A 15,176-nucleotide genomic window follows, 5' to 3' on the forward strand; every position below is an offset into this window, starting at 1 on the left:
GGGCTCTGCGAAGTCGTAAGACGACGTATAGGGTCTGACGCCTGCCCGGTGCTGGAAGGTTAAAAGGAGAGGTGCAAGCCTTGAATTGAAGCCCCAGTAAACGGCGGCCGTAACTATAACGGTCCTAAGGTAGCGAAATTCCTTGTCGGGTAAGTTCCGACCTGCACGAATGGCGTAACGATCTCCCCGCTGTCTCAAATGTGGACTCAGCGAAATTGAACTGTGTGTCAAGATGCACACTTCCCGCGGTTAGACGGAAAGACCCCATGCACCTTTACTATAGCTTCGCACTGGCATCAGGATTGAGATGTGCAGGATAGGTGGTAGGCATCGAACCGGGGACGCCAGTCCTCGTGGAGCCTCCCTTGAGATACCACCCTTCTTACTCTTGATGTCTAACCGCGGTCCATTATCTGGATCCGGGACCCTGCGTGGTGGGTAGTTTGACTGGGGCGGTCGCCTCCTAAAGTGTAACGGAGGCGCGCGAAGGTTGGCTCAGAGCGGTCGGAAATCGCTCGTTGAGTGCAATGGCAGAAGCCAGCCTGACTGCAAGACTGACAAGTCGAGCAGAGACGAAAGTCGGCCATAGTGATCCGGTGGTCCCGAGTGGAAGGGCCATCGCTCAACGGATAAAAGGTACGCTGGGGATAACAGGCTGATGATGCCCAAGAGTCCATATCGACGGCATCGTTTGGCACCTCGATGTCGGCTCATCTCATCCTGGGGCTGGAGCAGGTCCCAAGGGTACGGCTGTTCGCCGTTTAAAGAGGTACGTGAGCTGGGTTTAGAACGTCGTGAGACAGTTCGGTCCCTATCTGCCGTGGGTGTAGGAGATTTGAGAAGAGTTGCCCCTAGTACGAGAGGACCGGGGTGAACGTTCCACTGGTGGACCAGTTATCATGCCAATGGTAGTGCTGGGTAGCTATGAACGGACAGGATAATCGCTGAAGGCATCTAAGCGAGAAGCCCCCTTCAAAACAAGATCTCCCTTGAGAGCCGTGGAAGACCACCACGTCGATAGGCCAGAGGTGTAAGTGCAGCAATGCATTCAGCTGACTGGTACTAATTGCTCGATAGGCTTGATTTGATCCAGAAACAGCAAGGTTTAGCGGCAATCCCTAAAAAGAATTGTCAGCAGGCAAATGCCAAAACCCCTGCTTCGGAAACAAAGTCAAAAGCAGACACCACTACGTCACAAAATGTGACGGCAGTGTAAAAACATGGAACAATGGTAATGCAAAGCAATGCAAAACCACTGATGTTGTAATCCCTGAAACCATCAGGGATACGTTTCTTCCTCGGTTTGGTGGTCATAGCGCGAGCAAAACACCCGATCCCATCCCGAACTCGGCCGTTAAGTGCCGTCGCGCCAATGGTACTGCGTCTTAAGACGTGGGAGAGTAGGTCACCGCCAAACCTAGAAAGAAACGAAAACCTCTCAAAACGAAACAAAATCCCAATGAAATAAAAACAGCGGGAAAAAAAACAAAAATATATTGCAACAAAACGCAATAAAAAAAACAATCGCCGCGGGATGGAGCAGCCCGGTAGCTCGTCAGGCTCATAACCTGAAGGTCGTAGGTTCAAATCCTACTCCCGCATTTACGAGAAGGCCCCGCGCGCTTCGCCGGGGCCTTCTTGTTTGGCTCCAAAAAAAACTCAAAGATTTCCTCCCTTGCTTTCCGGGGGGGGCCGTACGTACTCGATCCGCTGGCCAAGCCACTCCATGGCGTTCACCGCCATGCTGTTGCCCAGCGCCTTGTAGCGCGGTCCGTCGGGTGTCCAGTTCCGCTTCCGGTAGGGCACGTCCGTGTAACCGTCGCGGAAGCCCTGCAGGCGCTCGCACTCGAGCGGCGTCAGCCGTCACCGCCCAGCGCGTCGCCACGGCCGCACGCCCGCCATTCGATCCGCCGCCGTGCAGAGTGCCCGCGACCTCCTCGCCGATGGCAAGACCGGTGTTTCCGCCAGCCTGGGCGTCAAACGCGACAGCCAGTTGGCCACCGGCGTTCGCGTGGGATCCCGAATGCCCCATCGCCGGCCAGCGTCGGCGTCGCGCCGCTGACGTCGACCTGCGCCTCGCTGCCCTTGCAGTCGAATGCGATAGCTTGCGCGACCATGGTTTCGACCTCAAAGTCGATCCGCTGGCCCTTGGCGGTTAGGCAGGCCGCGACGTCGATGGGCCCGGAAGTGTTGCCGCCGCCGAAGCCCTGCCGGATCAGTCCGACGACAGGGTCTTGCCCTCGGGTTTCCCCGCATCGCTCAACTCCGCGACCACTGCTGACAAGGCTCCCAGCAACATCGTGGGTAAGTCCTTGCCCCAATTCCCTGCGCGGCGGAGGATTCCCGCGCAGGCTTTCGGGCTCAAAAAGTACCGCTGCGGGAGGTCGCCCGTCTCCAAGATATCCGACAACGAACACACGACGTCGCCGCTGGGGAACGGCTCCGGAAAAGCGGCGTGTTCGGATGTACTGAGCGTCCAGCGCTGGGTAGGCCCACCCATACCCGAGTTCGCCCAGGCCCCCAAGGAAGGCTCCAAAGTCCCGTCCTTTGCTCGATGACAGGACGCCGGGGACGTTCTCCCAAACCACCCACTTGGGCCGGTAGCGGTCAACCAGCCCAGATAGACGAGGGCCAGGTTGCCGCGCGGATCGTCCAATCCTTTTCGAAGCCCGGCGACGCTGAAGGACTGGCAGGGGGTTCCACCAACGAGAAGATCGACAGCTGCATCCGGCCATTCCTTGAAACGCGTCATGTCGCCCCAGTTCGGGACGCTCGGGTAGTGATGGGCAAGGACCGCCGAGCGGGAACGCGTCGATCTCGCTGAATGCGACAGGGCGCCGGCCCAAGCGGCTCCCACGCGACGCTGGCGGCCTCGATGCCGCTGCAGACGCTCAAATATCGAAGCGGCATCTTCGTGCCCCGCAGCGTGCGTCAGCTGGCGCAGCGGCTCCGAGGCGCGGAGAGGCGTGGTTACTTGGCCAGCCGCGCCGCGCTCATAAAGCAATGAAACTGCTCGGAATTCTCTGCACTACAAGCGGCGGCGGAGCGAAGGTGATTACAGAACGCGACACACCAGAGACGGAGACATCGCAATGACCATCTACCAGCAGGCACTTGCCAAGCGCGCACCCGAACTGAACGCGCTGCACATGGAGACGCTCGCCTTCGCGATTGGCTCGACCTTGAACGGAATGCCCAAGGAGTTTTCTTTGACGAGATCGCCGCGCTGGCGCGCCAGATGGGGCCCGAGCGGCTCGCGGAATTTCACGCGGGCGAGACCTGCGACTGACGTCTTTTCACTCAGGCAGGACAAAGGCGCGGAGCGCGCCGCACATCTCTGCGATCATGGGCTCCGGCTCTGATGGCGTCGAGGTGAGCAGCTGCTGCCGGTACTCGCCGATTTGCTCCTCCGAGGGACCGCCTGCGGTCCCGTTGGCGGCGTCCTGCAGCGTGCCGAAGGCCGCGTCGAACAGCTACTCGTCGCCCAGCTGCGCGCGGCACTTCGCCGCCACAGCGGCGTTCAGGGCGGCTTCCTGCAGGGACGGCTGTTCGCCCAGCGCGGGCAAAGCAAAGGACGCGACAAAGGGCAGGCAAAGGAAAAGGGCGGCGCGGGACATAGGCACTCCTGTTGAATTGGGTGGCGGCACGTTACCTCTGAAGATCGCCAGCGTGTAGCCATGAGAAGTGCCGTGCGCGAATAGCCGCGTGAATATTCCGTCGCCAGAAATGGAAAAAGGCCCCCGGCCGGAGCCGAGGGGCCTAAATTGGCGAATTGCGTTATTCTGGATTCCGCACTGTTTGTTTTGCGTTATGCCCTTCGCCGCGCGAATTCCTCTAAGGCGCGCACCGTCGGCCCGTAGTGCTGGGCGTAGGCGCCGTTCTTCCTGCTCGCGCTGCCGATAGAACTTCAGCTCACGCGGCAGGGCATCGATCGGATATGTGCCCGCCCACGCGCTCTTGGTGATCGTAAAGCTCTGCCCGTCCTCTGACGCCTCGACCACCGGCTCAACCGTCATCGCGCCCAGCGCCGCGCGACCAGCGCCCCAGCGTCGCCGAGGATCACGGCCGGGATCAGGATGGTCGCGATATCCCAGAAGCGGGAGGGTATGTCGTCGATGGTCAGCGTCCAGCCGAAGAGCGGGTTCAGGATGGAGACGGCGAAGACTGCGGTCCACCAGAGGCCGAATGGCACCACGATCAGAAGCCGTCCGATTCGCGTGGCGCTCCACCGATCCGACTGCTCGGCCAGCGCGATATCCCGCGCCGCCTCGAGGCTGGCGATCTGCTTCTCGGCCGCCAGGCGCTCGCTGTCGTTCTGCGCGGCCAGCCGGAGCCGGTGCGCCTCGAGCAGGGGCGTTGTGAACTGCTGGATGATGCCGCCCGTCGGCGGCCGACGAACCAGCTCACGGTTTCCCTCCTCCCGACCGGCGTGGTGGTGATCGTCCGCAGCCAGATGTTCAGAAGCGCCAGCGCCAGCGCGTAATCGGGAAGCCAGCCCTGCGGCAGGATCCCGCGAAGCTCGGGCATCCCGAGCACATCGACCACATGCGGCAGCGCCAGCTCGAGCGCGGCATGCGCGCCCGCGATGGTGTTGAGGATCAGCGTCCGATATCCCTTCAGCTTCATGCCCGTGCCTCCTCCGCGACCGCTTGGAACGCCGCTGCCCGCTCCTGCTCATGCCGTCGGCGGCCGAGCAGGTTGATCACCGCCAAGACCACGACCGCGACCACCACGAGAATCGTCCAGTCGGGCAGGTTCGCGAGCGTGGTGCCCGCGCCACCGCCCACCGCCACGCCACCGGCGTTCGTGCCCTCGCGGCGCGCCTTGGCCTTGGCCTCGGCCTTTTCCGCGATCAGCGTCGGGCGAGCGGGCAGCGTGCTGGCCTCGACCGCCATGCGGACCGCCACGGCCTCCACGCGCGCCACCCGGCGCGACCAGCCGCGACCGAAGGTGTCCCAAGTGCGCAGGCCGCGCAGGAAGCCCATGCGAGTGGCGCAGGCGCGCTTGATCGCATCGACGGGCGTGGCGTCGTTCGCGGCCTTCAGCGTCACCGGCCCCATCTTGCCGTCGGCCGCTACGCCCACCGCGCGCTGCAGCCATTGCACGCCGCGCCTGACGCCGCTGTTCACCGCGGGATCGAGGGCAACGAGATCGACACCTGCGCGCAGATCGTCGCCGCGCACTGGGTTCCAGTAGCGGGCGCGGTAGATGGTTTCGGCTTCGCGCTTGGTCAGGCTGCGGAACGTCGTCCTTGGTCACCGGACCGCCGCGCCAGTCGCGCAGCGTCCCGATGGTGATGCCCATGTTCGTGGCGCCGCCCGGGTCTTTCGGGTGATCGACGTAGCCGCCCTCGTGGGCGAAGATTTCCGCCATGCAGGCGGCGAAGTTCTCTCGGGCCATCGCGGGCTCCTTCCAGGCATGAAAAAACCCGCCTCTCGGCGGGTCGGGTCGGGTTTCAGAGGGTGTGCGGTTCAGCGGTCGGGAAACTTCCGATCAAGACGCTCGAGGGTCCTGCCTATCCCGAGCAGGCTTTCCTCGATGCGCCCCAGCTGGACGGCTTGCTGCGCGGCGGACGCGGCCTGCGCCTGCACCTTCACCTCGAGCTTGGCGATCTCGCGCTCGTTCTGCTTGCTTTGCGCGGAGGCTTTCGAGAGCGCCACTTCAATTCTCGCCCAGAGACCAGCGAGCCCCAAGAGCAGCGGCCAGACCGCCTGTATCGTTTCCCAATTCGGCATCATGGCCTGCCCCTTCTGCTTGCGTGTTATTTTTGAATTCCCCGCGCATCAGTTCGGCACTCCCAGCGTTAGGTAATGGATGGCGATGCGGACCGAGCCGCCCGTGAAATTGCCGCCCTGGGCGGTGAGCACGATGGGCGTGTCGGCGTAGAATGCCTGCGGACCGATGACGCCCACGTTCGTGCTTCCCGCGGCGACACCGAGCGAGCCGCCGAACTTGGTGGTCTCGCCTGAAATCCCGCAGTCGTAGGAGGTCGCTCCGGTGATCGTCGTCACCGTGCGGGTCGAGACGCCGAGCACGATGGCGCGGTCCGGGATCTCGATCGTGGAGGTCACCGAGGCACCGGAGAGCCCGGACAGCGTCTGCTCGAGGACAGCCATGCCGGTCGTGCCGCCCAGCGCACCCAGCGCCACGTCGACGCTGCCTGCCTGGGCAAGGAGGCCCATCGCCTCATCCAGCGGCGTCCAGACCGAGCCGATCCGCACCACCACCCGCGATTCATCCTGCACCCAGACCACCCACCCGGTGCGGGCTGGCAGGCGCACCCATGCGCCGTCGGACCAGAGCGCAATGTCCCCGGCCCAGCCCGACCAGGCACCGGTCGCGCCGGTGGCCACGATGTAGCGCGCGCCCTCGGCCGGCGATCCGGGAGGCGTCGCGAGGTTGCGGTCGAGCACGGACAGCTGAATGAGCCCGTCGAGCAGCCGCAGGGACTCGTTGTGGGTGACGTGCTTCTGGGCCTGCGCCGCCAGGATGAATGGCAGCAGCAGGTTCGTGGTGGTGTCGGCCATGGGGTGTCCTTCAGAAGTTCAGGGTTACCGTCCGGGCGGCGCCGCGCCCGAGGAGCGAGGACAGCTGAGCGATGCGGACGTCGAGGGTGTCGCCGGGCCCGAGCGTGGATCCCCAATCCGCCGTCTGCTGGGCGGAGGTGTAGACCACGCTGGTGGTTGTGGCGGAGAGCGTCCGCTTCACCGTGGCCACGTCGAGGATGTCGACCTCATAGGCCTCGCTCGACTCGGACATAGGCACCTCGACCGCTGCCCAGCTGTCGCTCACGAGGGACCGGTCGCGCCGCGTCCAGCGGATGGTCAGATTGCCCGGCGTGCGGCCGCGCAGCCAAGGCTGCTCGACGTGGCCGACCGAGAACGGGCGAAGGCCGACGCCCGCTGGCGTGAAGGCCGCGGCGACGTAGCTGTCGTCCGTGAAGGGCAGCGAGGCCGGGCCGATGCGCCAGTTCCAAGGCAGGCCGAGGTCTGCCTGGGCCACCGGCATGCGCGCCAGCGCCTCGTCCAGAACCACGACGCGCGCCCCGGCAGAGACGTTGGCCGCGACCGCCTGCTCGGTCCCGCGCTGCCCCACGCAGGAGCCGCGTCAGCCGGTACCGGCCTGTCGCTACCAGCTCGGCGCTGCTGCCCTGCACGATCTCCCAGACGCCCGGCGCACTCTCCACAGCCAGAGCGTTCGCGCCGCCGAACAGTGCGAGGTCCGTCACGCTCTCGAGCGTTCCGCTCCGCAGATCGACCACCAGCGCGTTCGCCATGTCGAAGCGCGACGTCGGCCCGGCCGCGAAGTCGGCGGCGAGCGTGCCGAGGCGCGCCCTGGTTCCGAAGGTCTGGAACAGCTCGAAGCCCTCGTCGGAGTAGCTGCGCCAGACGGCGACATTGCCGGGCCATGGCCGCGCGAAGGCCGCTATCAGCGGCTGGTGGTCTGTCTCCTGCTCGCTCAGCTGCGGCACTTCGAGGAACACCACCTCCGTGCCGCCGAAGACCACGGGACGCGCCAGCGAGGCGGCGCGCGGCTGGCCGGGCGGCAGGTCGTAGACGACGCGGTCCTGAAAGAGCGTTTCCATGGCGCGCGAGTCGCTGTCGGCCACCGAGACGATGCGCAGGTCGATCAGCCGATGGTCGTGGTCGAGGCGCACGACGTCGCCCGGATCGATCGCCAGCCGCGAGGGAGGAAGGCGGAAGGAGGCGCTTTCGCGGCCCACCCATGCCTCCATCAGTGCACGGCGGCAGCGGCGCTCGGCTTCCTCGGGTGGTACCGCCATCGGAAAGGCCTCGGCGCTCACGCGGGACGCCTCCACCGTGATCCTGCGCGCCTCGACCAGCGCCGAGTCGTAATCCTCGTCTGCGCGCGCCAGCTGCCATTTCAGCGCCTGCGGCAGCTCCGTCTCCTGCCCGCGGGTGAGCTCGAGCACCTCGCCGTTCTCGCTCTGCGCCGCGACCATGTCGTCGGGCGAGATCGTCGCCACCGGCGCACGGCCGCGCATGAGGAAACGGATCACTCCCTCGCTCTCGATGGCGTCGAAGCCGAAGTGCCGGGCCAGCGTGGTCAGGGAGGTGCGCGGCGATTCCAGCGCGCTGATCACATAGCCCTCGACCGCGCCCCAGAGCCCGCTGACGTCGATCCGCTCCTCGGGCATGCCCGCGCGCTCGCACAGCTCTCGGACCAGCGCCTGCAGCGAGACCGCGCCCAGCCGCCCGGTGAGCCAGTGCCCGAGGCGCCAGTTGGCCCCATCTGTCCAGACGTCCGACAGCTCGGGGAAGAACGGATAGGGGCGGGCGTCCCACGTCCATGCCGCGCACTCAGGGATCCGGATCATGCGGTCGCCGTAGACGCTTGAAACCGGGTTGTTTGCAGGCTTGCCCCAATAGTCGAGCGTCGCCTCGAGGTAGGCGCGCTGGATCGCGTCGTCGCGCCAGCCGCGCGAAAAGTAGGGAACGAAACTCTCGGAGGACTTTGGATCGTAGAACACGTTCGGCTGGTTGGAGCCCCGGTCGACGGCCGGGCATCCGAACTCGGTGAACCAGAAGGGTTTGGACTGCGGCACCCACGCGGTGGGCGTGCTGCTCTCTACGCCTCCCGGCCGGTTGAAATGCTGGTTGGTCCACCAGCTCCGCATGTCTTTATTGCGGAACACCCAAGGCTTGCCCACCGCGCCGTCGGTGATCGTGGTGCGATCCTGCTCGGCTCGGTCGGCGGTGCTGGCATAGAACCAGTCGAAGCCTTCGCCGCCTTCGATGTTCGCCTGCAGGTAGCCGCGGTCGTAGATCACCGGCCAAGCCTCGGCGTCGAGGTGCTCGAAGCCGTCGCGCCAGTCGGACAGCGGCATGTAGTTGTCGATTCCGACGAAGTCGATGTTCGCGTCGGCCCACAGCGGATCGAGGTGGAAGTAGAGATCGCCGCTGCCGTCGTCCGGGTGGTGCCCGAAATACTCCGACCAGTCGGACGCGTAGCTGATCTTGGTGCCCGCGCCGAGGATGGAGCGCACGGCGGCCGCGAGGTCGCGCAGCTGCTGGACGGCGGGATAGGTCCCGGCCGCCGACCGGACCTGCGTCAGCCCGCGCATCTCCGAGCCGATGATGAAGGCGTCGACGCCGCCCGCCGCTTTGCAGAGGTGGGCGTAGTGCAGGATCATCCGCCGCAGGCTCCACTCGCTCGCGGAGCCGGTGAAGGTGACCGTGGTGCCAGAAACAGAGAACTGCGCAGGCGTGGCCGATCCGAACAGCGCCGCGACCTGCGATGCCGCCGTGGCGGTCTTGTCCACCGTCCCCGCGAAGCCCGCGGCTGGGCTGCAGGTGATCCGCCCGCGCCAAGGGAATGCCGGTTGCCCAGCGCTGGCCGCATTGTCGCTGTAGGGGTTCGGCAGCGTGTTGCCGGTGGGCACGTCCATCAGGATGAACGGGTAGAAGGTCACGCGCAGGCCGCGCGTCTTGAGCTCCTGAATGGCCTGCACCACGGAGAGGTCGCTTGGCGTCCCGCCGTAGACCGGCCGGTTCTCGCCGTCGCGGCTGACGAGGTAGGCGCTCTCGCGGGCTACCCCGTTGACCGACCAGGCGGGCGTGGTGCTCTTGCTGGCCACCTCTACGCCCGGGCGCACCTTGCAGTTTCCAGCGCGCAGGTCGTCGCCGAACCAGGCGACGACGAGGGAGGTGCTCTCGACCTCGGGCGCCTGCGCTTGGAGGCGATCCATCGCGACCACGAAGTCCGCCGTGTTCGCCAGCGCGTTCGCGTTCTCGGCGACGGTTTCGCCTCCTATCGTCGTTCCGAAGATTGTGGTGCCGCCGACCGTCTTCCGGACGATCTGCGTCGCGTAGCTGAACTCGCCCGATGCCGGGATGATCGTCACCGCTTTCGTTAGGCCCTCGGCTGTGTCGGGATCCGCGATCGGGCGGAACACCTCGAAGGACAGCTGCGGCAGGCGGTTGCCGAACTTCTCGAGCGCCAGCTCTTCGAAGACGATGTAGGCGGTGCCGCGATAGGCAGGCGTCGCGGCCGCGCCCATCCGCGCCGCGATGAAGGTGTCGGGCAGCTGGTCCTCGTCGCCCGGGTACCAGCGCCACATGACGCCCTCCATGTCCATCGGCTTGCCGTCGGCCCACATGCGGCCGATTCCGCTGATCGGGCCTTCGCAGATCGCGACGGCGAAGCTGGCGAAGTAGAGGTACTCGGTCGTGGTGACCTTTCCGCCGCCACCGCCCTTGCCGCCGCCTTGGGTGGTGGTCCTGGTTTCCTCGCGGAAGTCGGTCGCCCAGATCACGTTGCCGCCCATCCGCATCCGCCCGTAGAGCCTCGGCAGCACCGCGCCCTCGGTGGAGGACGTGATCCGCAGGCTGTCGAGCCGCGCGCCCTCGATCCTTTGTCCTGGCAGCAGCGAAGAGACGATCCAGCTGTCGACCACCGAGCCGATCGAGGAACCGATGAGACCGCCGATGGCGGCGCCGGTCAGCCCGAGGAAGTTGCCAGAAATGAAGGAGGCGCCGAGGGCGGTGCCCACGGCTCCAAGGACGAGAGTGGCCATGCTTCAGGGGTTCTTTCTGCGGACGCGCTTGGGACGCGGAAAACGGAAGGCGAAAGCGATACGGCGCCGCCAGGCATCGGTGAGGGGTTCCTCGACCACGCCGAGGCGGTCGTAGGAGTGCACGAAGCGGTCAGGCGCGGTCAGGATCCCGACGTGCTTTGCGATCGCGCCTCGGCGCATGCGAAACAGCACCATGTCGCCGGGCCCGGCGCTCTCGACCGGGATCTCGATCAGCGCCCGCGCCGCGCCCTCGAAGAGCACCTCGTGACGCCCGCTCTCGCCCCAGTCGCGGCTGTAGGGCGGCACCGGCACCGGCTCCGGGCCGACGACATCGCGCCAGACGCCGCGCGCCAGCCCGAGGCAGTCACATCCCACGCCCTTGAGGCTCGCCTGGTCGTGGTAGGGCGTGCCGAGCCATGCGCGCGCGGCCGCCACCACCGCGTCCGGATCAGCCGGGCGCGGCGCGCTGCGTCGAGTTGCCGTGGTCATAGAACGTTGCCCTCGTGCCCACCGTCCTTGGTGGCGTAGCGGATCATGGCGTCTTGGCCTGGGATGTGCGGGTAGCCTCTGAAGTTCACCATGTTGGCGAACTTGGCCCGGCAGGTCTCCGCGCGCTTGTCGCAGCCTGCGCGGATCACGAAAGCGTCGTCCGCCGCGATCGGCCGCACTGGAGCCTCGAGCAGCGTCACGGTCACGATGCCGCTCGACACCTCGTGCAGCATGATCTCCGCGAGGCGCCCGTCGTTAGAACCCGACGTCCACTCGACCGTGCCGCCCGAAAACCAGCCGTCCGCGAAAGCACCGATGCCAGAGGCGAGGAAAGCCCGGTCGCGAAGCAGGTCCGTCACGGAGCCGGTGCCCGTGAACGAAGCCGACTCGAGGTTGATCCCGCAGCGCGCGTCGCCCAGCTCGGCGTCGCAGCTCGCCTGAAAGGTGCGCCCGACCGTCTGGCCGAGGACGTGCGCCATGCTGCGGACCTCAGCCACGAACGCCAGCCGACCGCGCCTGATCTGCCCGATTGCCCCGCGGCGCAGCAGCACGCGCTGCGAGGTGTCCTGCCAGTTCACGCGCCAGACTTCGACCGCCGCGTTGTCCCATCGGCCGTCGAGAATGTCGGTCTCGGTGATTTGGTCGGAGGAAAGGACGCCCTCGGCATCCTGCGCATCGACAGACAGATCGGAGCCCGAGCGCAACTCGGACGCGACGAGGCCGCTTTCCGGCTCAAAGTTAGTTCCATCGAAGGAAAGGGCGCGATCGTGGTCGGTAAAACCATAAACCGCGCCATCAGCGCGGATAATGCGCCAACACCACGAAAGAGTTGTTGCGCCGAATTTTAGATGATCTGAAAGATTTTCAGTTAATTGCTTCACCGAAATCGGCTCCTTTAATAATTCGGCGAGACCGTGCTGCCAGTTCCCGAGTTGGTGATCGTCGCCCCGTTCAGGCTGTTGTTGACCACGATGTTCCCGCTCGCCCCGCTGTCGATCTGCACCGCAGCCCCCGCCGCCCGCCGGATGACATTATTCGTCACGAAATTCCGGTCGCAGCCGGTGATCATCCGAATGGCGTGCATCAGGCCCGCTTCGTCGCGGAACGTGTTATCGGTGATGTGGCAGTCGTCGGTGGACATGCGGACCATCGCAGAGGCCGCTAAGGAGGCGGGCGCGACGATGTTGCAGTCCTTCACCTCGGAGTTCGGCCCGCCTGAGTTGATGCGGATATAGCCGACGTTCTGGACCCCGTTCAGCCGCGCCTTGACCTTGGTGCGGGGCCCGTTCACCTCGACCAGGTGATTGTCGCTGCTCACCGTCGGCTGCGTCGTCAGCGCCCCGACATCGAGCACCACCTCGCTATCGGTGGCATTGGCCGAGACGTTGACCCACGGCACCTGCAAGACCGGATCGCCTTTGATGGTCACCTTGTTGCCCGCGCCCCTGTTGATGAGCACGCGCTTGTTGGCGTTGAAGGCCCCTTCGGCGGTCAGTTCGACACTACAGCCGTTCCCGTCGATCAGGATGGCAATGGGCAGGGCCGACACCAACTGTCCGATCACCCGAAGGTTTCGCACATGGCAATCCTTCGGCATCTGCGCGTCGGAGCCGTTCGATCTGGTGAAGTTCACGACAGAGGCACAGTCTATGACGGTGAAATTGTCATAGGTCACGTCCTCGGTCGGGGAGGTAGTTTTCCGGCCCCGAGTGGCTGTGCGCCGAAATCGTGAAGGTTTCCGCCTGCGTGGCTGTGCAGTCGAACCAGCGGCTTTCGATGCGTTCAAGCACCCCCGGCTTGCCAATGAAACGGATATGGCTGGCCCCGTCCTCCGGCTCCATCGCGCGGTCGCAATCCATGATCCGCCCGACCTCGATCACCGAGTAATCCGAACCAGGCCGCATGTTGACCGCCGCCGCCCATCCTTCTGACGAGCGCAGATATTGCGCCCGCTTGATGGAAAGCTTCATGCGCGCGCCCGTGCCGGTGACGCCATGCGCCGCATACTCGAGGTCCAGGTCCTCGATAACGCAATCCGCGCCCGTCACGTTGATGCCGCGCCGACGGTGGCTGTTCGTCGCAGCCGCCGTCGCGGACACCGCCGCGAGGGTCTGGTAGGGGTAGATCGTCGAGGTGATCTTCGCCCCGATCAGCGCCGAACGGTCGCCCGACATCAGGATCCCAGGGGCCGCAGCGTGACGCTGGTCCAGCACCGCGCCAGCCTCGAACACAAGGCGCTGGTCTGCCGCCAGCGTGAGCGTCCCGAAGCTGACCCACGGCGCGACGTTGTAGGGGATGACGACGGTATTCGATCGACCGAGCGAAAACGCGGTCGCAATCATGTCCCGCACGTCGCCATTCTCAGGGAGGAAGCCCATATCATCGAGCCGCACCGGCCCATTCGGAATGGGGGTCAACACAAAGGCCGCGTTCAGCCCGCGCCGCTGAAGAAGCCAGACATCTGACAACTCGGCCTCGCCATCGGTCAAAGCACGAGACACAATCGAAAGAGCGATGATGCGCGAGCCGACAGCGCCTAGCACCTGATAGGCCCCAGCGCCGACCGTGACGCCTTCAGTGATCGACTGCAAATCCAGTTCCGCGCGCAGGACAGACGCGTTCGAGCCGTAGCCCGCAAGCGTCACGGGCAGACTGTCGGACGAGTTGGAGCGGTAGAGGCCCCAGATGGACGGCTTTCCGGCCTCGGACACGTCCACAAAGGTGTTGTTGGCCAGCCCAGACACGGGGGCCACCCGCTGCCAACCGCTGCGCGCAATGCCCTCCTCGACCTGCCCAGCGCTGATCCGAAGCGTGATGTCGATGGCACCCGTGCAGGAAAGCCGAATTTGCGGGAGAACGAATGCGGACAGGGCCGGAGCCGTCGCCACCATCTGCCGAACGGCCAGCGTCGTTTCGTTCTTGAAATCGACAATGTTCCCGGTATCGTCAAACGCGCCCGAGATGAACGAACCACCGGAGTTGCGCCACGTCATCTGCAGCCGCGCATAATCGATGTTGGTGGCATCTCCTGCGATACGCGCCACCTTCACCGACCAGCACAAGGTTTCCCCTGCGAGTACGATCGTGTCCGTGTTGCCGCCCAGCTGGATGATTCCAGAAGCGCCAGGTGATCCGGTGAGGCGGATATCGATGTATTCCTCGCCTTCTGCCGTCAGCCCCGTGGCCACAATCTCGCGCGTAATGGTGCCACCTGTCACGCCCCATGTGCTCGGGAGCGTGCCAGGAGCGCCGACCACCGCGCCCGTCGCCGCGCTGTTGTTGATGCGGTTGCGGATGCTGCCCGCAGGGTTGCGCGAAAGAAAGGGCCGGTCGCCTAAGGCCGCCTGTTCCGCATACAGGAAGGCCCCGGTCTCCGTGACCAGCCGCGCGGAGGCAACGCGCTGGCCCGCCGCCGTTGCAGCCGTGGTGCGTGCCGTGTCGGTCCAGACATTGCCCGCGACCGGATCGAGCGGCATCAGATAGACGCCCGCGCCGCCATCCTTAAGGAATTCGCGCGGTGACCATGAGAGTTCGACCAGTTCGGCGATGGCTTCCCGTGAAGCGGTCGCAACGCTCGCTGCCGTCTGCGCCAGCGTTTTCTCCTGGGCTGACTTTGCGGCCCAATGCCTTGCGGAATATCGCCCGGCCTCGACCTCGACGTCTTCCTCGTTCTCTGCCCACTCCGCCGCTTTCGTAATGGAAATATCGAGCGCGTTTTGCGACTTGATCGCATAATGCTTGGCCGAGAACTCGCCACCTTCGACCGCACTGTCTTCCGGGGCATTTGCCCATGCTTTTGCCTTGGAAACGAGTGACTCGAACTGCGTCAGGTCGTCGGGCTCGACCGTGGGTCCTTCGATCAGGCTTGAAATGTCGAACGGGCCAGCCTGATCCGGGACAACCACCCGGAAATACCGGTCCGCGTCGGAGAGTGGTGCCAAGACGAGGTAGGCACCAGCCATGACGTCGATGTCGATCTCACCGCCCGCGTCTGTTGCCACGATGAAAGGCTCGTCGAGCACGACCGATGATCCCTGCACAGCCACCGCGCGGCGCTCCCGGAACCACTTCAGGGATTTGTTGGGATAAGCCGATCCGTTCGGCGAGCGCAGGGTGCCGAAGACCTGGCGAAGGGTGTCGGTCGTCATGG

The 15,176-nt window shown here is 65.1% G+C and carries 12 protein-coding genes, 1 tRNA gene, 2 rRNA genes and 3 pseudogenes (1 of these 18 cut by a window edge); 4 read left to right on the forward strand and 14 right to left on the reverse strand.

The features are described 5' to 3' along the window. The 3 genes from VDP61_RS08615 to VDP61_RS08625 form a co-directional block, all read left to right on the forward strand. Window positions 1-1,087 (forward strand): 23S ribosomal RNA (locus tag VDP61_RS08615) (it extends 1,790 nt beyond the left edge of the window). Window positions 1,088-1,302: 215 nt separating this feature from the next. Then, a 5S ribosomal RNA gene (gene rrf, locus VDP61_RS08620) occupies window positions 1,303-1,417 on the forward strand. A gap of 111 nt (window positions 1,418-1,528) precedes the next feature. Further along, window positions 1,529-1,602, forward strand: a tRNA-Met gene (locus tag VDP61_RS08625). 57 nt (window positions 1,603-1,659) lie between these two features. Here the strand turns inward: VDP61_RS08625 and VDP61_RS08630 are convergent. Next, window positions 1,660-1,860, reverse strand: coding sequence for a hypothetical protein (locus tag VDP61_RS08630; RefSeq protein WP_323006557.1), 201 nt, complete (start codon window positions 1,858-1,860; stop codon window positions 1,660-1,662). Window positions 1,861-1,976: 116 nt separating this feature from the next. Next, window positions 1,977-2,752: pseudogene (locus VDP61_RS17850) on the reverse strand (DNA cytosine methyltransferase). Between the two features lie 340 nt (window positions 2,753-3,092). On the opposite strand from VDP61_RS17850, the gene VDP61_RS08635 reads away from it, so the two are divergent. Beyond that, complete coding sequence (locus VDP61_RS08635; RefSeq protein WP_323006522.1) at window positions 3,093-3,362, forward strand: hypothetical protein; 270 nt, start codon at window positions 3,093-3,095, stop codon at window positions 3,360-3,362. A 111-nt stretch (window positions 3,363-3,473) separates the two neighbouring features. On the opposite strand, the gene VDP61_RS08640 is transcribed toward VDP61_RS08635, so the two are convergent. The 12 genes and pseudogenes from VDP61_RS08640 to VDP61_RS08690 form a co-directional block, all read right to left on the reverse strand. Continuing rightward, complete coding sequence (locus VDP61_RS08640; protein ID WP_323006523.1) at window positions 3,474-4,016, reverse strand: hypothetical protein; 543 nt, start codon at window positions 4,014-4,016, stop codon at window positions 3,474-3,476. Continuing rightward, complete coding sequence (locus VDP61_RS08645) at window positions 4,013-4,195, reverse strand: hypothetical protein (protein WP_323006524.1); 183 nt, start codon at window positions 4,193-4,195, stop codon at window positions 4,013-4,015. The genes VDP61_RS08640 and VDP61_RS08645 overlap by 4 nt, the downstream gene beginning before the upstream one ends. 2 nt (window positions 4,196-4,197) lie before the next feature. Further along, window positions 4,198-4,626 (reverse strand): hypothetical protein, encoded by a 429-nt coding sequence (locus VDP61_RS08650; RefSeq protein ID WP_323006525.1) that lies wholly within the window; start codon window positions 4,624-4,626, stop codon window positions 4,198-4,200. After that, the gene (locus VDP61_RS08655) at window positions 4,623-5,183 is read right to left on the reverse strand and encodes a putative peptidoglycan-binding domain-containing protein (RefSeq protein ID WP_323006526.1); all 561 of its coding nucleotides are present in this window, start codon (window positions 5,181-5,183) and stop codon (window positions 4,623-4,625) included. Before VDP61_RS08655 ends, VDP61_RS08650 begins: the two co-directional genes overlap by 4 nt. Window positions 5,184-5,289: 106 nt before the next feature. Further along, window positions 5,290-5,400, reverse strand: a pseudogene (locus VDP61_RS17855) (glycosyl hydrolase 108 family protein); the annotation flags it as partial. 71 nt (window positions 5,401-5,471) lie between these two features. Then, a complete protein-coding gene (locus VDP61_RS08660; protein ID WP_323006527.1) occupies window positions 5,472-5,738 on the reverse strand; it encodes a hypothetical protein in 267 nt (88 codons plus the stop codon). Window positions 5,739-5,783: 45 nt separating this feature from the next. After that, window positions 5,784-6,527, reverse strand: a complete 744-nt coding sequence (locus VDP61_RS08665; protein WP_323006528.1) for a DUF2793 domain-containing protein — start codon at window positions 6,525-6,527, stop codon at window positions 5,784-5,786. 10 nt (window positions 6,528-6,537) lie between these two features. Next, window positions 6,538-10,537 (reverse strand): annotated as a pseudogene (locus tag VDP61_RS08670) (baseplate multidomain protein megatron). Between the two features lie 3 nt (window positions 10,538-10,540). Next, entirely contained in the window at window positions 10,541-11,026 is a 486-nt protein-coding gene (locus VDP61_RS08675; RefSeq protein ID WP_323006529.1) for an NlpC/P60 family protein, read from the reverse strand. Beyond that, window positions 11,023-11,907 (reverse strand): DUF2163 domain-containing protein, encoded by an 885-nt coding sequence (locus VDP61_RS08680; protein ID WP_323006530.1) that lies wholly within the window; start codon window positions 11,905-11,907, stop codon window positions 11,023-11,025. The genes VDP61_RS08675 and VDP61_RS08680 overlap by 4 nt, the downstream gene beginning before the upstream one ends. A gap of 14 nt (window positions 11,908-11,921) precedes the next feature. Further along, a complete protein-coding gene (locus VDP61_RS08685) occupies window positions 11,922-12,701 on the reverse strand; it encodes a right-handed parallel beta-helix repeat-containing protein (protein ID WP_323006531.1) in 780 nt (259 codons plus the stop codon). Then, the gene (locus VDP61_RS08690) at window positions 12,691-15,174 is read right to left on the reverse strand and encodes a hypothetical protein (protein ID WP_323006532.1); all 2,484 of its coding nucleotides are present in this window, start codon (window positions 15,172-15,174) and stop codon (window positions 12,691-12,693) included. The genes VDP61_RS08685 and VDP61_RS08690 overlap by 11 nt, the downstream gene beginning before the upstream one ends. Window positions 15,175-15,176 lie beyond the last annotated feature (2 nt).

It is taken from the genome of Pseudorhodobacter sp. (genome assembly GCF_034675685.1).
Classification (GTDB): Bacteria; Pseudomonadota; Alphaproteobacteria; order Rhodobacterales; family Rhodobacteraceae; genus Pseudorhodobacter.

Excerpts from the sequence above, each read along its gene's own strand:
- VDP61_RS08635 (WP_323006522.1), top strand. The coding sequence starts at position 3,093 with ATGACCATCTACCAGCAGGCACTTGCCAAGCGCGCACCCGAACTGAAC.
- VDP61_RS08640 (WP_323006523.1), bottom strand. The coding sequence starts at position 4,016 with ATGACGGTTGAGCCGGTGGTCGAGGCGTCAGAGGACGGGCAGAGCTTT.
- VDP61_RS08650 (WP_323006525.1), bottom strand. The coding sequence starts at position 4,626 with ATGAAGCTGAAGGGATATCGGACGCTGATCCTCAACACCATCGCGGGC.
- VDP61_RS08660 (WP_323006527.1), bottom strand. The coding sequence starts at position 5,738 with ATGATGCCGAATTGGGAAACGATACAGGCGGTCTGGCCGCTGCTCTTG.
- VDP61_RS08665 (WP_323006528.1), bottom strand. The coding sequence starts at position 6,527 with ATGGCCGACACCACCACGAACCTGCTGCTGCCATTCATCCTGGCGGCG.
- VDP61_RS08675 (WP_323006529.1), bottom strand. The coding sequence starts at position 11,026 with ATGACCACGGCAACTCGACGCAGCGCGCCGCGCCCGGCTGATCCGGAC.
- VDP61_RS08690 (WP_323006532.1), bottom strand. The coding sequence starts at position 15,174 with ATGACGACCGACACCCTTCGCCAGGTCTTCGGCACCCTGCGCTCGCCG.